Origin of the sequence: Streptomyces arenae, assembly GCF_022343545.1 — a bacterium.
In the GTDB taxonomy this organism is placed as follows: Bacteria; Actinomycetota; Actinomycetes; order Streptomycetales; family Streptomycetaceae; genus Streptomyces; species Streptomyces humi.
The window spans coordinates 87922-103425 of record NZ_JAKQYH010000045.1 but is presented as its reverse complement, the minus strand read 5'-3'; the positions used below and the strand labels follow the sequence as shown (position 1 = coordinate 103425).

Genomic DNA, 15504 nt, shown 5'->3' with positions numbered 1-15504 from the left:
AGCGGCGCGGGCCTGGGGGTCTACCAACGGGCGGCGCCCAGGTCCCGGGAGATCGCCCGCGCGGCCTCGCGGATCAGCGTGATCAGGTTGGGCCGGGGCCTGGACTGGCTGTCGCAGATCCTCTCGACGGGCCCGGAGAGCCCGATGGCGCCGACGACGAGACCGCCGTGGCCGCGGATCGGCACGGCGAGCCCGGCCTCGCCCATGCTCATCTCCTGTATCTCCGCGGCCCACCCCACCTCCCTGACCTCGGCGAGGGCCCGGGTCAGCCGCTCCGGGGCGACCAGGGTGTGCCGGGTGTACGGCTCGAGGCCCGACTCCAGCACGGCGTCCAGGGGCGCGGCGCCGTAGGCCAGCAGCACCTTCCCCAGCGAGGAGGCGTGCAGGGGCAGCAGCGAGCCCACGTCCAGGGTCTGGAGCGTGTCGTCCGGCCGGAACACGTGGTGGACGACCAGGACCATGCCTTCCAGGGGGGTACCCAGGCGCACCGCCTCCCCGCTGCGGGCGGCCAGGGCGTCGGCCCAGTTGATGGACCGCGACCGCAGTTCGTTGACGTCGAGGTAACTCGTGCCGAGGTGCAGCAAGGCAGCTCCGAGCTGGTACTTTCCGGTCGCCGCGTCCTGCTCGACGAAGTCCACGTGCTGGAGGGTGCGCAGGATGCCGTGGGCGGTCCCCTTGGCCAGCCCCAGGGAGGCCGCCACCTCGCCGAGCCCGAGGCGGCGAGGCCCGCCGGCGAGCAGACGCAGGATCGCGGCCGCCCTTTCGATCGACTGGACCGGTCCGGCCATGATCCGAGCTTATTACCGCCGGGACGGGTCTGCCGCGCGGGCGGCGGCCGTCCGCGCGGTCGCCGCCTGCGTCCGCTGTCCGGCCTGGACGGCATCGTTCGGTAATGCCGACCGACGTTCATTGACCGACGCTCGGTGGCTCCTTAGCGTGCTATGAGGTCCGGCACATGCGCCGAGGTGTGTGACGTGGGCCTGTGAACCTCACCCCTGGAGACACAAGATGGCGGTACAGCTCAACACCCTGGTGCGGGAGGCAAGCGAACACGTTTTTCCCATGCCTCCTGTTCCCGGCGCCGTCTCGGACGTACGCCGACGGGCCGGTGCGGTTCTGGCCGCCTGGAAGGTGTCCCCGGAGATCGTCGAGGACGCGCTGCTGGTGGTGTCGGAACTGCTCACCAACGCGATCGTCCACGCCCTCCCCCCGGCGGTGCTGCGGCTCTGCTGGATGCGCGACGCCGGCCTCGGCACCCTGCACATCGAGGTCACCGACGCGGGCCCGTCCTGCGCGGCGCGACAGCAGCGTGCGGGGATCGACCCGGACGAGCACGGGCGTGGCGAGGAGATCGTCCACGCGCTGGCGACCCGGTACGGCATGCGCACGTCCCGGCGCGGGGTGACCCGCTGGGCCGAGCTCGTCGCGGTGTGACCCTGCGGGCCACCACCCGTCACGCGCGTCCCCCCGCTCCCCCGGCACCGGCCAGGGGAGCGGGGGGACGCGCGCACCCGCTTTCTCAGAGGTCGCGGCCCGACTTCTCAGAGGTCGCGGCCCGACCGGACTTCTCAGAGCTTGCGGGCCGACGGGACTTGTCAGAAGTTTCGGCCCGACGGGAACCCGACGCCCGCCTCCTCGGCCGGGAGCCGGCTGCCGGCCGGACCCTCGACGGCCCCGACGACGGACCGGGAGCGGTCCGTGGTCTGCATCCGCAGCAGTAGCAGCGCCGCGTCGTCGTGCAGCCGTCCGCCCACATGGGCCAGCAGCTCGTCGTGGACCGCGGACAGGACGTGTTCCGGCTCGCCTGACACATGGCGTGCCACCCCTTCGGCCAGCGGGTAGAACGCGCGCCCCCGGTCGCGGGCCTCGGTGACCCCGTCCGTGTAGAGCAGCAGCTGGTCGCCGTCGGAGAAGGGCAGGACCTCCAGGCACGGGGCCTCGCCGACGAGGGCGCGCAGGCCGAGGGGCGGAGCCGGCCGGGTGGACTCGACCGCCGCCACGTCTCCGGACGCGGATATCAGCAGGGGAGGCGCGTGTCCGCAGTTGACCATCTCCAGCTGTCCCTCGGCCGGGTGTCCGACGACGACCGCGGTGACGAAGTCGTCGGGGCCGAGATTGCGTGCGAGGCTCCGCTCGATCCGCCCGACGACGGCGAGCAGGTCAGGCTCGTCGTAGGCGGCCTCGCGGAAGACCCCGAGGACGAGGGCGGCGGTGCCCACGGCGGGCAGCCCCTTGCCGCGTACGTCGCCGACGATCAGCCTGACCCCGTGCGGGGTGGAGACCAGGGCGTAGAGGTCACCGCCGATCCGGGCCTCCGCGGCCGCGGCGCTGTAGCGGACCGCCACCCGGAAGGGGCCCACGGTCTTCGGGACGGGCTGGAGCACCGCGTGCTGAGCGGCCTCCGCGACCGAGCGCACGGCGGCGAGCACCTGCTCCCGGCGGCACCGCAGCGCGCTGGCCAGGGCACTCGCCAGAGTGACGGCCAGCAGGGCCGACAGGACGACCGCCAGCGCGCGCCCCGGTACCCCGTCCGCGGCGGCCAGTGTGCCGCCCAGCACGGCGGCGAGGAAACCGACGCACAGCACGCCCCGGGGGCCGCTGGTGCTGGCGGCCAGTGCCGGCCCCGCGGCGAGCAGGGGGAGCCAGAACAGCCCCGAGCCGCCGAGGGTGTCCACGAACACGACGGCGGAAACGATCAGTACCGGCACCACGGGGATCCCGGCGGCCAACTGCGAGGCGGCGCGGCGGGAGGCCGATGCCCCCGGGCCCGCCGTCCGCTTCCTGAACGGCCACAACGGCCAGTGGTCGTCGTGATGGTCTCGCGCCTGCCTCATGTTCCGTCCGCAATCCTCACCTGTACGGAGTTTCCGGGTTGTCCGTTTCATCCAGGAAAGAGGTTCGGCCGGAACGTCACAAGGAGAGGAATTTCAGATAGTGAGCGAGAGGCTTCTGGTCACCCGGTCGGCGACCGGGAGCAGCCGGGCGCGCAGCTCGGGGAGCCGGGAGAGCCGTTCCGCCGGCAGCGAGACACCGAGGGAGCCGAGGACGTCACCACGGTAGATCGGCACGGCGACGCACACCGTGCCGAGCGCGTACTCCTCGAGGTCCGTGACGGCCGGCGCCAGGGGCGAGGTCTCCAGCTTGCGGAGCAGCTCGGGCAGGCTGGTGATGGTGCGCGGGGTCAGGTCGGCGAGGTGGTGCCGGGAGAGGTAGTCGCGGCGGGCGTCCTCGTCCAGTTCGCGCAGGACGGCCTTGCCCAGCGCGGTGGCGTGTCCGGCGTCCTCGAAGCCCACCCAGAGGTCGGTCCGGGGCGCCCGTGGGCCGTCCACGATCTCGGCGACACTGATCTCGCCCTCCTCGTAGAAGGTGAGGTAGGTGGCCGTGGCCAGTTCGTCGCGGAGCGCGGCGAGGGTCGGCCGGACGCGGCTGAGCAGGGTCTGGCCCTGGCCCGCGGTGTGCAGGGTCAGCAGTTTGTCGCCGAGGACGAAGCCGCCGTCGTCCAGCTTGCGCAGGTATCCGTCGTGGACCAGGGTCCGCAGCAGGTGGTAGGCGGTCGCCAGGGGCAGCCCGGTCTCCCGCGCCAGTTGTTTGGCGGGCGCACCGTTCACGTGCGCGCTCACCGCCTCCAGCAGGCGGAAGGCGCGCTGCACCGACATGATGAGCGTGGGGCTCTCGTGGACGCTCATGTCACCAGCGTGCGCCTGGCGCCCGCCGCTAGCAAGGCGCGGCTCCGACGGCGTCCGGCGGGCCGAGTCATGGGTGAATGTCCGTACCGCGGGAAAAGGGCGTTCCCCATCGCCGGAAAGCAATGACACCGGCCCGTGGTGACGGATGGGCGCGGTAGCCGTGCGGGAATTACCTCCGCCTGTTCATCGCGCCGGGAATTCCTGTGCGATCAGCGGCGGGCCCGGGGCGCCTCCAGGTGGTGCAGGCGCAGCGCGAGCTGGATCTCGAGGGCGCGTTCCGGCTGCTGCCAGCCGTCGCCGAGGAGGCGGGTGACGCGGTCCAGGCGCTGGGCGACGGTGTTCACGTGCACGTGGAGCTCGTCCTTGGTGCGTGCCGGGCTCATCCCGGAGGCGAAGTACGCGTCGAGGGTGCGCAGCAGTTCGGTACCGCGCCGCTCGTCGTACGCGACGACCGGGCCGATGGTGCGCTGTACGAATCCGCTGACGTCCCGTTCGCCGGCGAGCAGCAGGCCGAGGAAGCCGAAGTCCTCGGCGGCTGCGCCGTCCCCGCTCCGGCCGAGGAGGCACAGCGCGTCGAGGCAGCGGCGGCCCTCGGCGTAGGCGGCGGCCACGGTGTCCGGGGCGGTGGCGAGGCCGGTGACGGGGGCGGAGGCGCCGACGGTCACCGGCCGGCGGACGGCGGTGCCGAGGTGGCGGGCGGTGCGCCGGGCCAGGTCGGTGGCGGTGTCGTCGGCTTCGAGGGGCAGCAGCAGGACGGTGCCGCCGTCGCGGGCGGCGGCCAGGCCGTGGTGGGTGCCGGCGAGCCGGGAGGCGGCCGACCAGAGCCGGCGGCGGGTCTCACGGCCGTCCTCGTCGCCGGCCGGCGGGTCCGCCAGGCGGGCGGCGAGCACGACATGAGTGGCGTCGAGGTCGGCGTGCGACCGGGCCGCCCGGTCGCGCAGTTGTCGCGAGTCGCGGTCCCGGGCGTCGAGAAGGTCGTCCAACAGCTCACCGCGGACCCGCTGTTCGGCCTCGGCTGCGGAGCGGCGGGCGAGCAGGAGCAGTGAGGTGACCATGGCCGCGCGTTCCAGGGTGCGCCGGTCGACGGGGTCGAGGTCCGGATGGCCGCGCAGTACCAGCGCGCCGAGCAGCTCACCGCCGGCCGCGACGGTGGCGGTCCAGCCGTCGCCGTGCCGTACCGCGTGCCCTTCCAGGCGCGACCTGTGCACCGCCCCGGCGTCGGCGGTTTCGGTGAACTCGACCGTGCTGCCTAGGACTTGGGAGACCGCGGCGGCCACGTCCTGGACCCCGCCGCCGCGCAGCACCAGTTCGGCGAGCCGGTCGTGGATGTCCGAGGCTCGTTCGATGCCCGCGCTGCGGTCCTTGATGATGCCGTTGGCCCGCTCCAGGTCGGCCATGGCCGACCTGGTCTCCGTGAGGAGGTTCGCCGTGTCGATGGCGGCGGCGGCGAGCGCGGCGAACGAGCCGAGCAGCGCGATCTGCTCCCGCTCGAAGACGCGGGCCCGCCGGTCCGCCGCGAACAGCACGCCGATGACGTGCGCCCCGAGCATCAGCGGCACCCCGAGGATCGCGACCAGGCCTTCGTCCCGCACTCCCGCGTCGATGGTGAGGGTGTGCTGGAAGCGGCTGTCCTTGAAGTAGTCGTCGGTGACATAGGGCCGCGCGGTCTGCGCGACGAGTCCGCCCAGCCCCTCCCCCATGCCGAGCCGGAGCTGCTGGAAGCGGGCCGCGACCGACCCCTCGGTGACCCGCATGTAGGTGTCGCCGCGCGCCGGGTCGTTGAGGCTCAGGTAGGCGATGTCCGTGCCGAGCAGGGAACGGGCTCGCTGGACGATCGCCTGGAGCACGGCGTCCACGTCGCGCAGTCCCGCGAGGTCGTGCGCGGTCTCGAAGAGGGCGGACAGCTCGGCCTCACGGCGCCGTCTGCCCTCCAGCTCGGAACGGACCCGCAGTGCGAGGAGCTTGGCCCGCTCCAGGTCGGTGATCCGCTCCGGTGTCCGGCCCTCGGCGCGGGCGGTCAGCACCGGCTGCTCGTACGCCTCCGCCGAGGCGCCCCTGGCCAGCAGTTCGAGGTACGACAGCTCGGCGGCCCCGGACGGCTCGGCAGCCCTGTCGAGGGTGTCGAGGGCTGCTGCCGGGGTCGCCGGGCCGGCGGACTGCACGTGATCGCGAGACATGCTCACAGGATTCCGCATTCCGCCTGCGGCCCGTCGGGCCTGTGGAAAACTCGCGGACCGCGGTGACCCGGTCCGTCAGTGGGCCGTCCAGCCGCCGTCGAGGACCAGCGAGGTGCCCGTGACGAAGGATGCCTGCGGCCCGCAGAGATAGGCCACCGCCTCGGCGACCTCCTCCGGTTCGAGGAGGCGTTTGACGGCGCTGTCGGTCAGGAGCACCTCGGACAGCACCCGTTCCTCGGGGATGCCGTGCGTCCTCGCCTGGTCGGTGAGTTGCCGCTCCACCAGGGGGGTGCGCACATAGCCGGGGTTCACACAGTTCGAGGTGACCCCGTGGGGTGCGCCCTCCAGCGCCGCCGTCTTGGACAGTCCCTCCAGCCCGTGTTTGGCGGCCACATAGGCGGACTTGTAGGCGGAGGCGCGCAGCCCGTGGACGGAGGACACGTTCACGATCCGGCCCCAGCCCTGCCCGTACATGTGCGGCAGCGCGCCCCGGATCAGCCGGAAGGGTGCCTCCAGCATCACCGTCAGCACGGTGTGGAAGACGTCCGGCGGGAACTCCTCCAGGGGGCGCACCAGTTGGATGCCCGCGTTGTTGACGAGGACGTCGGTGCCGGCGGCGGCGCGCTCGGCCGCGTCCAGGTCGGTGAGGTCCAGGACGTGGGGTTCGATCGCGCCGGCCTCGGGTCCCAGGGTTCGCTCCGCGGCGTCGGCCAGTTCGCCCAGTCCCGCCGCGTCCCGGTCCACGGCTCTCACCCGCGCGCCGGCGGCCGCCAGCCGCAGGACGCAGGCTCGGCCGATACCACCGGCGGCACCGGTGACGAGAGCGGTACGGCCGTGCAGGGTGGGGGTGTGAGTGTGGGTGGGGGTCTGGGGGCCGGGGAGGGCGCCGGGCGAGCTCATGATCCGACCCTAGGTGGCCCTCCCCCGCCCCCACACAGAGCCGGACCACATACGTCAGCTGAAAGTCGTAGCGTCGAACCATGTGGGTGAGTCCGACATGGCCTGCTTGATCCGGAAGACGCCGAACTCGTGCAGATCCGGCAGGGCGTCCACGTCGAACCAGGCCACCTCGAGCGACTCGTCGTCGTTGACCCGGGCCTCGCCGCCGACGGCCCGGCAGCGGAACGTGATGTCCATGTACTGGCAGACGTCGCGGTTCGGGTAGGTGACCGGCTGCAGAGCCTGGACCAGGACCACCCGCTCCGCGACACAGCGCACCGCGGTCTCCTCGTAGACCTCTCGCACGGCGCAGGCGGCGGGCTGCTCCCCCGGCTCCGGAATGCCGCCGATGACCGACCACTGGCGGGTGTCGGTGCGGCGGCCCAGCAGCACTCTGCCGTCGTCGTCGAAGACGATGGCGGTGATCCCGGGCAGCCACAGCAGCTGGTGGCCGGCGGATGCCCGGATCGTGCGGATGAAGTCAGGAGTAGCCATGCGCCGACCCTAGCCGCCCGGTTCCCCCCGCCCGGACGGAACCACAGCCGGAACCACCGTGCGTACAGCGGCTGTACGGCTACGCGTCACCGGCGCGCCGACGGCGCAGCCCGGACCCGATCGCCCAGCCCGCACCGCCCGCGGCCACCAGCACCAGGGCCATCTCGGGCAGGATGCCCAGCTTGGTCGCGGGCGTCTCGGAGGTGCGCAGCGGCACCTTCTGGACCAGGTAGGCGGGCACGAACATGCCGGTCCGCTGGGTGATCTTGCCGTCGGGCATGATGATCGCGCTGACCCCGCTGGTCACCGGCACGGTGACGGTTCGGCTGTGCTCGACGGCGCGGATCCGGGACATGGCGAGCTGCTGGTAGGTCATCTCGCTGCGGTCGAAGGTCGCGTTGTTGCTCGGCACGGAGATCATCTGCGCGCCGTGCGTGACCGTGTCCCGCACGTCCCAGTCGAAGGCGGCCTCGTAGCAGGTGGCGAGGCCGACCTCGGTGCCGTCGATGTCGAACACGCCGGGCTTCGTGCCGCGGCTGAAGTCCTGGCGGACCATGCTGGTCCAGTTCTTGTTGATGGCGCCGACCAGGCCGCGCAGCGGGAGATACTCGCCGAACGGCTGGATCTGCCGCTTGTCGTAGGTCGCCGTCGGTCCCTTGACCGGGTCCCACAGGATCTGCTCGTTGAGCAGCTTGCCGTCGCGTTCGACGACTCCGCCGACCGAGATCGGCACGCCCATGGCCTTCGAGGCCTCGTCGATCACGGCCGCCGCGTCGGCGTCGGCGAACGGGTCGACGTCGGAGGAGTTCTCCGGCCACAGCACGAAGTCCGGCTTGGCGACCTTGCCCGCCTTGACGTCGGCGGCCAGCTTGAGCGTCTCCTTCACGTGGTAGTCGAGCACGGCCTGCCGCTGGGAGGCGAAATCGAGGCCGGCGCGCGGCACGTTGCCCTGGATGACCGCGACGGTCGCCGAGCCGCTCTCCGCCGTGTCGCTCACCAGGGTCCGCGCCGCGACCGCGCCCACCACCGGGACCGCCACACTGAGCAGCGCCGCGGCCGCCGCCCCGCGCCGGATCTCACGCGTCCGCCGCCCCTCGGCGACGAGCCGCCCCACCTCGTACAGACCGAACCCGCACAGGACGACCGCGAAGCCGAGCACCGGAGTGCCGCCGACCGCGGCGAGCGGCAGGAAGACGCCGTCCGCCTGGCCGAAGGCGATCTTGCCCCAGGGGAAGCCGCGGAACGGCACGCGCGCGCGTGCCGCCTCACCGGCGATCCACAGGGCGGCCGCCCACACCGGCCAGGCCGGCAGCCTGGAGACGGCGGCGACGCCCACCCCGACGAGGGCGATGAAGATCGCCTCGATGGCCACCAGGGCGAGCCATGGACCGGGGCCGACCTCGACGCCGGTCCACACCAGCAGGGGCAGCAGGAAACCGAGCCCGAAGAGGTAGCCGAGGCCGAGGGCCGCCTTCCAGGAACGGCCGCGCAGCACCCAGCCGAATCCGGCGAAGGCGGGCAGCGCCAGCCACCACAGGGTGCGGGGCGGGAAGCTGACGTACAGCAGCACTCCGCTGAGCGCGGAGGCGGCGGCCGGGACCAGTCGGCGGAGCAGCGCGAGGCCGCGCGCACCGGGTGCGGGGCGTGGCGTGAGCTGGTCCGACTGGTCCACGGAGGTTGCGGTGACGGTCACTCCGGGAGTGTACGGCGGTTGACCATACGGCTGACAGCGCGGTCTCGGCATGCAGGACCCGCACCGTTCCTGCGCAAGTCGTCCACAAAACGGGCATCGCCGGTTACGGTGTGGCGAGATGGCGGCGGGGGCCGCCGGACGGGTCGGGGGACCGGGTACGGGGGGCGACGGTGGGGTCGACCGGGATGACGTCCGCTGCCGGGACGGAAGCGGACATCGAAAGACGAAACGTTTCCGACGCGTGGGGCGTCGTGGTGCTCGGTGCCTGTGCGCTGTGGCCGCTGATCTCGGCGACCGTGCGCGACGGACGGCCCGAGGGCGTGCTGCTGGCGGTGCTCGCCGTGGCCGCGGGCTATGCGGCGGGCCGGATGTCCGGGGCGCTGCTGCCGGTGGCCGCGCCCTGTGCCGGCGCGCTGGCCGGGCTGGGGCTTGCTGTGGCGGGCCCCCATGTGGCGCCGGGCCCCCAGTTCACCGGCCCGCTCGGGCACGCCGGGGCGGTCGCCGCACTGCTGGCCCTGGCGACGGGCGGTGCGTGCTGTGCCGCCTGGGCGACACCGGTTCCCGCGCTGCGCTTCGGGTTGCGGACGCTGGCCGCCGGGATCGCGGTGGCCGGGGCGGCCCTGGGCTCGGCGGCCGGGTGCGCCGCCAGTGCCGCCGTGCTGCTCTGCTCCCTCGCCGCCGGCCGGACGCGACACCGGGGCGTGGGCATCGCCGGGCTGGCGCTGGCGGCCGTGCTGGTGACCGGCACGGTCTGGGCGGTCGCCGGGAACGTCCTGCCCTCCGGACCCTCCTCGGCCCTCGAAGGCCCCCTCACCGCGCACCGGGTCCGGCTGTGGCGGGACGCCCTGGGCCTCGCGCACCGGAACACCGCGCTGGGCGTCGGCCCCGGCCGCTTCGGCGAGCTGAGCGGTTCCGCCTCCGACGCCCTGGCAACGGACGGCAAGCCGCACTCCGCGCCGCTCCAGCAGGCCGCCGAACTGGGCCTGGTCGGCGGGTTGCTGCTGGTCGCCGCGTTCTGCTGGCTGCTCTACGCCCTGTGGCGCTCGCCCCGCCCCACGCCGGTCGCCCTGACCGCGGGCGCGGCGCTCACGGTGCTGGCCGCGATCGCCGCGGTCGGCGACGCGCTGAGTTTCACGACGGTGTCGGCGGGCGCGGGCCTGCTGGCGGGCCTGGCCACGGCACGCCCCTGGGCCGCGGGCGTCCCGGCCGGCTGAGGCACAGGCTGAGGCACATGGGGGCGCGCCACACGTGTGCCGCCGTCGGTACGGCGCCGGTGTCAGTGCGCGGCACCCGGTGTGATGGTCCGCAGGCGTTCTCTGATCACATGCACCGCCGACTCCGCGTTGTCCACGGTGATCGTGAAGGTGTGGCCGTCCCACAGGCGCAGGACGATGCCCTCACCACGGCGGACGACGACGGCCGTGCCCTTCTCGGGGCGCCAGCGGTAGCCCCAGCCGCCCCAGTGGCGCGGGGTGATCTGCGGGGTGAAGTCGGCGCCGGCCACATGGGAGAGCGGAATACGGCGGCGCGGTACTCCTATGTGCCCGCAGCGGATCTCCAGGCATTCCCGGTCGAGCTTCAGGTCGACGTGCACGAAGGCGAGGGTGCCGAAGAGGACCAGCAGTCCGGCGGCGATACAGCCCACGACGGACATCACCAGCGGGGCGCTCGAGGTCCAGGCGGAGTCCACGGCCAGTTCGATGCCGAGCGCCATGCAGGCGGCGCCGCCCAGTGCCAGCAGCCATTGGACCCGGTTCGTGGCACGGCCGGTCCAGACGTCGGGGTGCGGGCCGTCCTCGTCCGCGGAGTGGCCGTGGGGGTGGTCCCTCATGTCAACGAGACTACTCAGGTTTCGCTGCGCGGGTATCGCGTCGCGGAGGGTGAGTGCTCACATCGGGGGATCCGCGGTCCGCGAGGGTTCACTGGGACACGGCGGGAGCGGCGGGAGCGACCGTCCGCAGCAGACGGGCCTCGGCGTAGCTCAGGGCGGCCTCGGGCAGCTCGCCCTCACGGCCGTTGAGCAGCACCGTCACCAGGCCGGTGGCCGGTGCGCCGGGAGCCGGCGAGGCCCCGATCCGGCGCAGTGTCTGCGCGGCCACGGCATCGGCGGAGCCGTGCAGGGCGAGCGGCGTGCCGCCGGGTCGCCGCACCGCGGCACGGATGCGTTCCGCGACGAGTTCGTAGTGGGTGCAGCCCAGGACGACGGTGGTCACGTCGTCGGGGGTGAGCTCGGCCGCGGCGCGCACGGCGGTGTCGATGGCCGTCTGGTCGGCGTGCTCCACGGCTTCGGCCAGCCCCCAGCAGGGCACCTCGGTGACCGGCACGCCGTCCGCGAAGTCCTCGATGAGGCCACGCTGGTAGGCGCTGCCCGTGGTCGCCGGGGTCGCCCAGATGGCGACCGGGCCGCCGCCCGCCGCGGCCGGCTTGATCGCCGGGACCGTGCCGACGACCGGGATGCCCGGCTCCAGACGGGCGCGCAGCGCGGGCAGGGAGTGCACGGTCGCCGTGTTGCAGCCGACGATCAGCGCCTCGGGCCCTCGCGCAGCCGCGGCCTCGGCGACGGCGAGCGCGCGTGCGGTGACGTCCTCGGGGGTGCGCGGCCCCCAGGGCATGCCCTCGGGGTCGAAGGAGAGCACGAGATCGGCGTCGGGGCGCAGCCGCCGTACCGCTGCGGTGGCCGCCAGCAGACCGATTCCGGAGTCCATGAGCGCGATCTTCACCCGGTCACGATAGACGATGGGCCCTTGGGGACCGGTCCGGTGGGGCAGACTGCGCGCGTGAGCGCCATCGCGTGGACCGCCGCCGTATCCCTCGCCGCCTGGCTGTGGCTGCTGCTCTGCCAGGGCTTCTTCTGGCGCACCGACGTCCGGCTGCCGCCCCGGCGCGACCCGGAGGCATGGCCGGATGTGTGCGTGGTCGTCCCGGCCCGGGACGAGGCGGCCGTGCTGCCCCTGAGTCTGCCGTCCCTGCTCGCCCAGGACTATCCGGGCCGGGCCGAGGTGTTCCTGGTCGACGACGGCAGTACGGACGGCACCGGGGAGCTGGCCCGGGAGCTGGCCGGGCGCCACGGCGGCCTGCCGCTCACCGTGGACTCGCCCGGCGAACCGCCGGCGGGCTGGACGGGCAAGCTGTGGGCGGTACGGCACGGGATCGGGCTGGCCCGCGCGCGCGACCCCGAGTACCTGCTGCTGACGGACGCGGACATCGCCCACGCTCCGAACAGTCTGCGCGTGCTGGTGGCGGCCGCCCGCGCGGGAGGCTTCGACGTGGTCTCGCAGATGGCCCGGCTGCGCGTGGAGAGCAGGTGGGAGCGGCTGGTGGTGCCCGCCTTCGTCTACTTCTTCGCGCAGCTCTACCCGTTCCGCCGGATCGGCCGCAAGGGGTCGCGTACGGCAGCGGCGGCGGGCGGGTGCGTGCTGCTGCGCGCCGACACGGCGGAGCGGGCGCGGATCCCGGACGCGATCCGGCACGCCGTGATCGACGACGTGGCCCTGGCCCGTGCCGTGAAGGGCGCCGGCGGGCACGTCTGGCTGGGCCTCGCCGACCGGGTGGACAGCGTGCGGCCCTATCCCGGACTGCACGACCTGTGGCGGATGGTCTCCCGCAGCGCGTACGCGCAGCTGCGGCACAACCCGCTGCTGCTGCTCGGTACGGTCGCCGGTCTCACGCTGGTGTACCTCGTCCCCCCGGCGGCGGTCCTGGCCGGCGCGGTCGCGGGCAGCGCGCCGGCGGCCCTGCCGGGCGCGGCGGCCTGGCTGGTGATGACCGCGACGTACCTGCCGATGCTCCGCTACTACCGTGTGCCCCTCCGATTGGCTCCCCTGCTGCCGTTCACCGCGTTCCTCTACCTGCTGATGACGGTCGACTCGGCGGTGCGGCACTACCGGGGGCGCGGAGCGGCCTGGAAGGGCCGCACCTACGCGCGCCCCGGCGCGGTCGCCGACGAGGGGTGACCTCCGGTGCCGGTCACTTGCGGCCGGGTGTCCAGTTCATCCCCCAGCCGTAGGCGCGGTCCACGGTGCGCTGCGGGCTGACCCCGCGCTCCGGGACCAGGTAGCGCGCCTCGCGCTGGACGACGAGGTCGCCGCCCGTGTTGCTGATCAGGGCGAGCGCGCACACCGTCGAGGGAACCGTGCACTCGTCGAGTGAGAAGTCGACCGCGGCGCCGTGCTCGGGCTGGAGGGTGACGGTGGCGTGCAGGTCGGCGAAGGAGGAGGCGCCCTGGTAGATCGTCACGAAGACCAGGATGCGTCGGAAGTCCTGTTTGTGGTCGAGGTTGAGGGTGAGGTTCTCCCCGCTCGCCACGGCTCCCGTGCGGTCGTCGCCGTCGAGGTGGATGTACGGGGGCCGGTTCAGCGAGCCGAAGGCGTTGCCCAGCGCCTGGACGACACCCTTGCGGCCGTCGGCGAGTTCGTAGAGGGCGCACAGGTCGAGGTCGACGTTCCCGCCGCGCCGGCCGCTCCAACCGGGGAGCTCCTTGCGGACCTGCCAGTTGAGGTTGACGCGCAGGGCACCCGAGGTACCGCCCTGCTTGGCCAGGGAGACGGAGGGCGCGGCCTTGGTGAGCGTCACCTTGGACAGGCGTACGGGGGCGGCCGAGGGGGACGGCGGGACGGGCAGCCCCGCCGACGTCGGCGCAGGGGACTGCGGGAAAGGGAGCCCACTGGGCGGCGGCGGAACCGGGCCGGGGGCCGGGGTGGCGGGGAACGGCGGAACCGGGCTCGGGGCCGGCGGGACCGGGCTCGGGGCAGCGGGGGCCGGCGGGTGCGGGGCAGGAGCGGGGGCCGGTGGGGCGGCTCGGGAAACGGGGGGCTGCTGCGCATGCTGCGGCTCGTCCACCGTGATCCCGAAGTCGGTCGCGAGCCCTTCGAGTCCGCTGCCGTATCCCTGTCCCACCGCGCGGAACTTCCAGCCGCCCTGACGGCGGTACAACTCACCGAATACGAAAGCGGTTTCTACGGTGGCGCCGGAGCTGTCGAACCGAGCGGCCACATTCCCGGACGCCGCGTCCCGTACCTCGATGTAGAGACCGGGAACCTGCCCGAAGGTCCCACCGTCGGCGGAGGCCGCGAGGACGATCTGCTCGACCGGGGCCTCCACGCGCGCGAGGTCGACGAAAAGAGTGTCGGTGACCTGGTCGCCGGAGCGCCGCTTGCCCTCGTGCCGGACCGCGCCGGAGGCGTGCGACGGCTGGTTGTAGAAGACGAAGTCCCCGTCGGAGCGCACTTTCCCGGCGACCAGCAGCAGCGCCGACGCGTCCGCGTCGGGCACGCCCGGACCGGAGCGCCAGCCCAATTCGACCCGCAGCGCCGTGGTCGGCACCGGCGTATTGGATCCTTTCGACATTGACATGTCCGCCCCCATCAGTGTCGGCATGCCGGGGGCACCCCGGCGGTCCCAGGTCATCCCTACCCGCACAACCTATTCCCGGGGACAGGGAACGCCCACGAACGGCACAGGAAGATCCCCCGCCAACTGCCGGTAACGGCCCCGGAACTCGGCCTTTACACGATCACGACGCCGATTGCCGTCCTTTTTTGCCGAGTTCGCTCGGATTGGGGATCCGACGTCACTGCCGACACGGAAAACAACCCTCTAATCGGTCTCCCCAACCAGCACATCGTGGGCTTACCTTATGTGCCATGACCTCCCCCCGCTCCACCTATGGCGGCGGCTACTACTCCGCCTCCTTCCCGGACACCCCGATCTACGACTCGCTCGTGGCCGAACGGGGCACCCCGCAGATCGCCCCGATCCGGGTCCCTCCCGCCTACGACACGAGCAGCGGCCTGAACCTGCCTGCCCTGCCGTCGGCGCTGCCCGCCCTCCCGGCAGGCCCCTCCCAGGTCGCCCCGGGCTACGGCTACCCGCAGCAGATGCAGCAGCCCGCCCCGCTGCAGCAGGCGCCCGCCGCGTACATCCCCCAGCAGGCGACGGGCCCGCGCGGCTACCCGGCGCAGCAGCCCCAGCAGCCCCGTCCGATGATGGGCGGCACGGGTTACGAGGCGATGCGCCCGGCGGCTCCGCGCCCCGCGCAGCCCGCTCCGTACCAGGACCCGTACAACAACCAGCAACAGCAGCAGTACCGCGGCTACTGACCGGCACCCCCGGATGCCGGTGCCGGCCGGCACGACGACGTCATGGGGACGCCGGGCCGCGGTTCGTCCACGCTCACCTTGGTCAAGGCGCTCCGGGGCTGCCCGCCCCGGCAGGCCGTCCTGAGACCGTCGGGGCCGGCCGGTGAGCGGCGCCGGGCTCTGATCGACGACGGGGGAAGGGTCGTCAGCCGGCGCGCACAGCCGCGTCCCACCGCCACGCCGCCGAGCTGCTGCCCGGCGGCGGTATTCGTCTGTCCACCTACCGGCGCCCGCCCCTGACACCTGGCACGGACCGGTCCCGGCGCCTGCGGCCGCCCGGTTCACCTCCCGGGGCTCCCCCCGGCACCCCAAGGCCTCCGCCGGACCCCAACGCGTCGACCGCGCAGGGCGATCACACCCACGAGAGGCCCGCCCCG

The 15504-nt window shown here is 73.4% G+C and carries 14 protein-coding genes; 4 read left to right on the top strand and 10 right to left on the bottom strand.

All coding sequences use genetic code 11. The annotated features are described in order from the left end of the window. Positions 1–20 precede the first annotated feature (20 nt). Positions 21–788 (bottom strand): IclR family transcriptional regulator, encoded by a 768-nt coding sequence (locus tag MB828_RS20110; protein ID WP_301649411.1) that lies wholly within the window; start codon positions 786–788, stop codon positions 21–23. A 274-nt stretch (positions 789–1062) separates the two neighbouring features. Here MB828_RS20110 and MB828_RS20105 point away from each other — a divergent pair, with 274 nt between their 5' ends. Then, positions 1063–1434 carry an ATP-binding protein gene (locus MB828_RS20105; protein WP_343236183.1) on the top strand — a complete coding sequence of 124 codons (372 nt, stop codon included), beginning with the start codon at positions 1063–1065 and terminating at the stop codon, positions 1432–1434. A gap of 161 nt (positions 1435–1595) precedes the next feature. Here MB828_RS20105 and MB828_RS20100 read toward each other — a convergent pair whose 3' ends face one another. From MB828_RS20100 to lnt, 6 genes are all read right to left on the bottom strand, one after another. Further along, positions 1596–2834 carry a PP2C family protein-serine/threonine phosphatase gene (locus tag MB828_RS20100; protein WP_301649410.1) on the bottom strand — a complete coding sequence of 413 codons (1239 nt, stop codon included), beginning with the start codon at positions 2832–2834 and terminating at the stop codon, positions 1596–1598. A 93-nt stretch (positions 2835–2927) separates the two neighbouring features. After that, the gene (locus MB828_RS20095; RefSeq protein WP_301649409.1) at positions 2928–3686 is read right to left on the bottom strand and encodes an IclR family transcriptional regulator; all 759 of its coding nucleotides are present in this window, start codon (positions 3684–3686) and stop codon (positions 2928–2930) included. A gap of 209 nt (positions 3687–3895) precedes the next feature. Further along, positions 3896–5863, bottom strand: coding sequence for a helix-turn-helix domain-containing protein (locus tag MB828_RS20090; protein ID WP_301649408.1), 1968 nt, complete (start codon positions 5861–5863; stop codon positions 3896–3898). 75 nt (positions 5864–5938) lie between these two features. Next, positions 5939–6763 carry a 3-hydroxybutyrate dehydrogenase gene (locus tag MB828_RS20085; protein ID WP_301649407.1) on the bottom strand — a complete coding sequence of 275 codons (825 nt, stop codon included), beginning with the start codon at positions 6761–6763 and terminating at the stop codon, positions 5939–5941. Positions 6764–6817: 54 nt separating this feature from the next. After that, a complete protein-coding gene (locus MB828_RS20080; protein WP_301649406.1) occupies positions 6818–7297 on the bottom strand; it encodes an NUDIX hydrolase in 480 nt (159 codons plus the stop codon). Positions 7298–7376: 79 nt separating this feature from the next. After that, positions 7377–8990 carry an apolipoprotein N-acyltransferase gene (gene lnt, locus MB828_RS20075; protein WP_133025035.1) on the bottom strand — a complete coding sequence of 538 codons (1614 nt, stop codon included), beginning with the start codon at positions 8988–8990 and terminating at the stop codon, positions 7377–7379. Positions 8991–9175: 185 nt separating this feature from the next. On the opposite strand from lnt, the gene MB828_RS20070 reads away from it, so the two are divergent. Further along, positions 9176–10204 (top strand): O-antigen ligase family protein, encoded by a 1029-nt coding sequence (locus MB828_RS20070; RefSeq protein ID WP_301649405.1) that lies wholly within the window; start codon positions 9176–9178, stop codon positions 10202–10204. 62 nt (positions 10205–10266) lie between these two features. Here the strand turns inward: MB828_RS20070 and MB828_RS20065 are convergent, their stop codons facing one another. Then, complete coding sequence (locus MB828_RS20065) at positions 10267–10821, bottom strand: hypothetical protein (RefSeq protein WP_133025033.1); 555 nt, start codon at positions 10819–10821, stop codon at positions 10267–10269. A gap of 88 nt (positions 10822–10909) precedes the next feature. Then, on the bottom strand, positions 10910–11710 hold the full coding sequence (locus tag MB828_RS20060) for a glutamate racemase (RefSeq protein WP_301649404.1): 801 nt from the start codon (positions 11708–11710) through the stop codon (positions 10910–10912). A gap of 57 nt (positions 11711–11767) precedes the next feature. Here MB828_RS20060 and MB828_RS20055 point away from each other — a divergent pair, with 57 nt between their 5' ends. Continuing rightward, positions 11768–12943, top strand: a complete 1176-nt coding sequence (locus MB828_RS20055; RefSeq protein ID WP_301649403.1) for a glycosyltransferase — start codon at positions 11768–11770, stop codon at positions 12941–12943. Positions 12944–12956: 13 nt separating this feature from the next. Here MB828_RS20055 and MB828_RS20050 read toward each other — a convergent pair whose 3' ends face one another. Then, positions 12957–14336: a TerD family protein gene (locus MB828_RS20050; RefSeq protein WP_301649402.1), complete on the bottom strand. Its 1380-nt coding sequence runs from the start codon at positions 14334–14336 to the stop codon at positions 12957–12959. Positions 14337–14632: 296 nt separating this feature from the next. On the opposite strand from MB828_RS20050, the gene MB828_RS20045 reads away from it, so the two are divergent. Then, positions 14633–15088: a DUF6643 family protein gene (locus MB828_RS20045; protein WP_133025029.1), complete on the top strand. Its 456-nt coding sequence runs from the start codon at positions 14633–14635 to the stop codon at positions 15086–15088. Positions 15089–15504 lie beyond the last annotated feature (416 nt).

Bases quoted from the DNA above. Each gene is read 5' to 3' on its own strand.
- MB828_RS20110 (WP_301649411.1), bottom strand. From the start codon at position 788: ATGGCCGGACCGGTCCAGTCGATCGAAAGGGCGGCCGCGATCCTGCGT.
- MB828_RS20105 (WP_343236183.1), top strand. From the start codon at position 1,063: ATGCCTCCTGTTCCCGGCGCCGTCTCGGACGTACGCCGACGGGCCGGT.
- MB828_RS20100 (WP_301649410.1), bottom strand. From the start codon at position 2,834: ATGAGGCAGGCGCGAGACCATCACGACGACCACTGGCCGTTGTGGCCG.
- MB828_RS20095 (WP_301649409.1), bottom strand. From the start codon at position 3,686: ATGAGCGTCCACGAGAGCCCCACGCTCATCATGTCGGTGCAGCGCGCC.
- MB828_RS20090 (WP_301649408.1), bottom strand. From the start codon at position 5,863: ATGTCTCGCGATCACGTGCAGTCCGCCGGCCCGGCGACCCCGGCAGCA.
- MB828_RS20085 (WP_301649407.1), bottom strand. From the start codon at position 6,763: ATGAGCTCGCCCGGCGCCCTCCCCGGCCCCCAGACCCCCACCCACACT.
- MB828_RS20080 (WP_301649406.1), bottom strand. From the start codon at position 7,297: ATGGCTACTCCTGACTTCATCCGCACGATCCGGGCATCCGCCGGCCAC.
- MB828_RS20070 (WP_301649405.1), top strand. From the start codon at position 9,176: ATGACGTCCGCTGCCGGGACGGAAGCGGACATCGAAAGACGAAACGTT.
- MB828_RS20065 (WP_133025033.1), bottom strand. From the start codon at position 10,821: ATGAGGGACCACCCCCACGGCCACTCCGCGGACGAGGACGGCCCGCAC.
- MB828_RS20050 (WP_301649402.1), bottom strand. From the start codon at position 14,336: ATGTCGAAAGGATCCAATACGCCGGTGCCGACCACGGCGCTGCGGGTC.
- MB828_RS20045 (WP_133025029.1), top strand. From the start codon at position 14,633: ATGACCTCCCCCCGCTCCACCTATGGCGGCGGCTACTACTCCGCCTCC.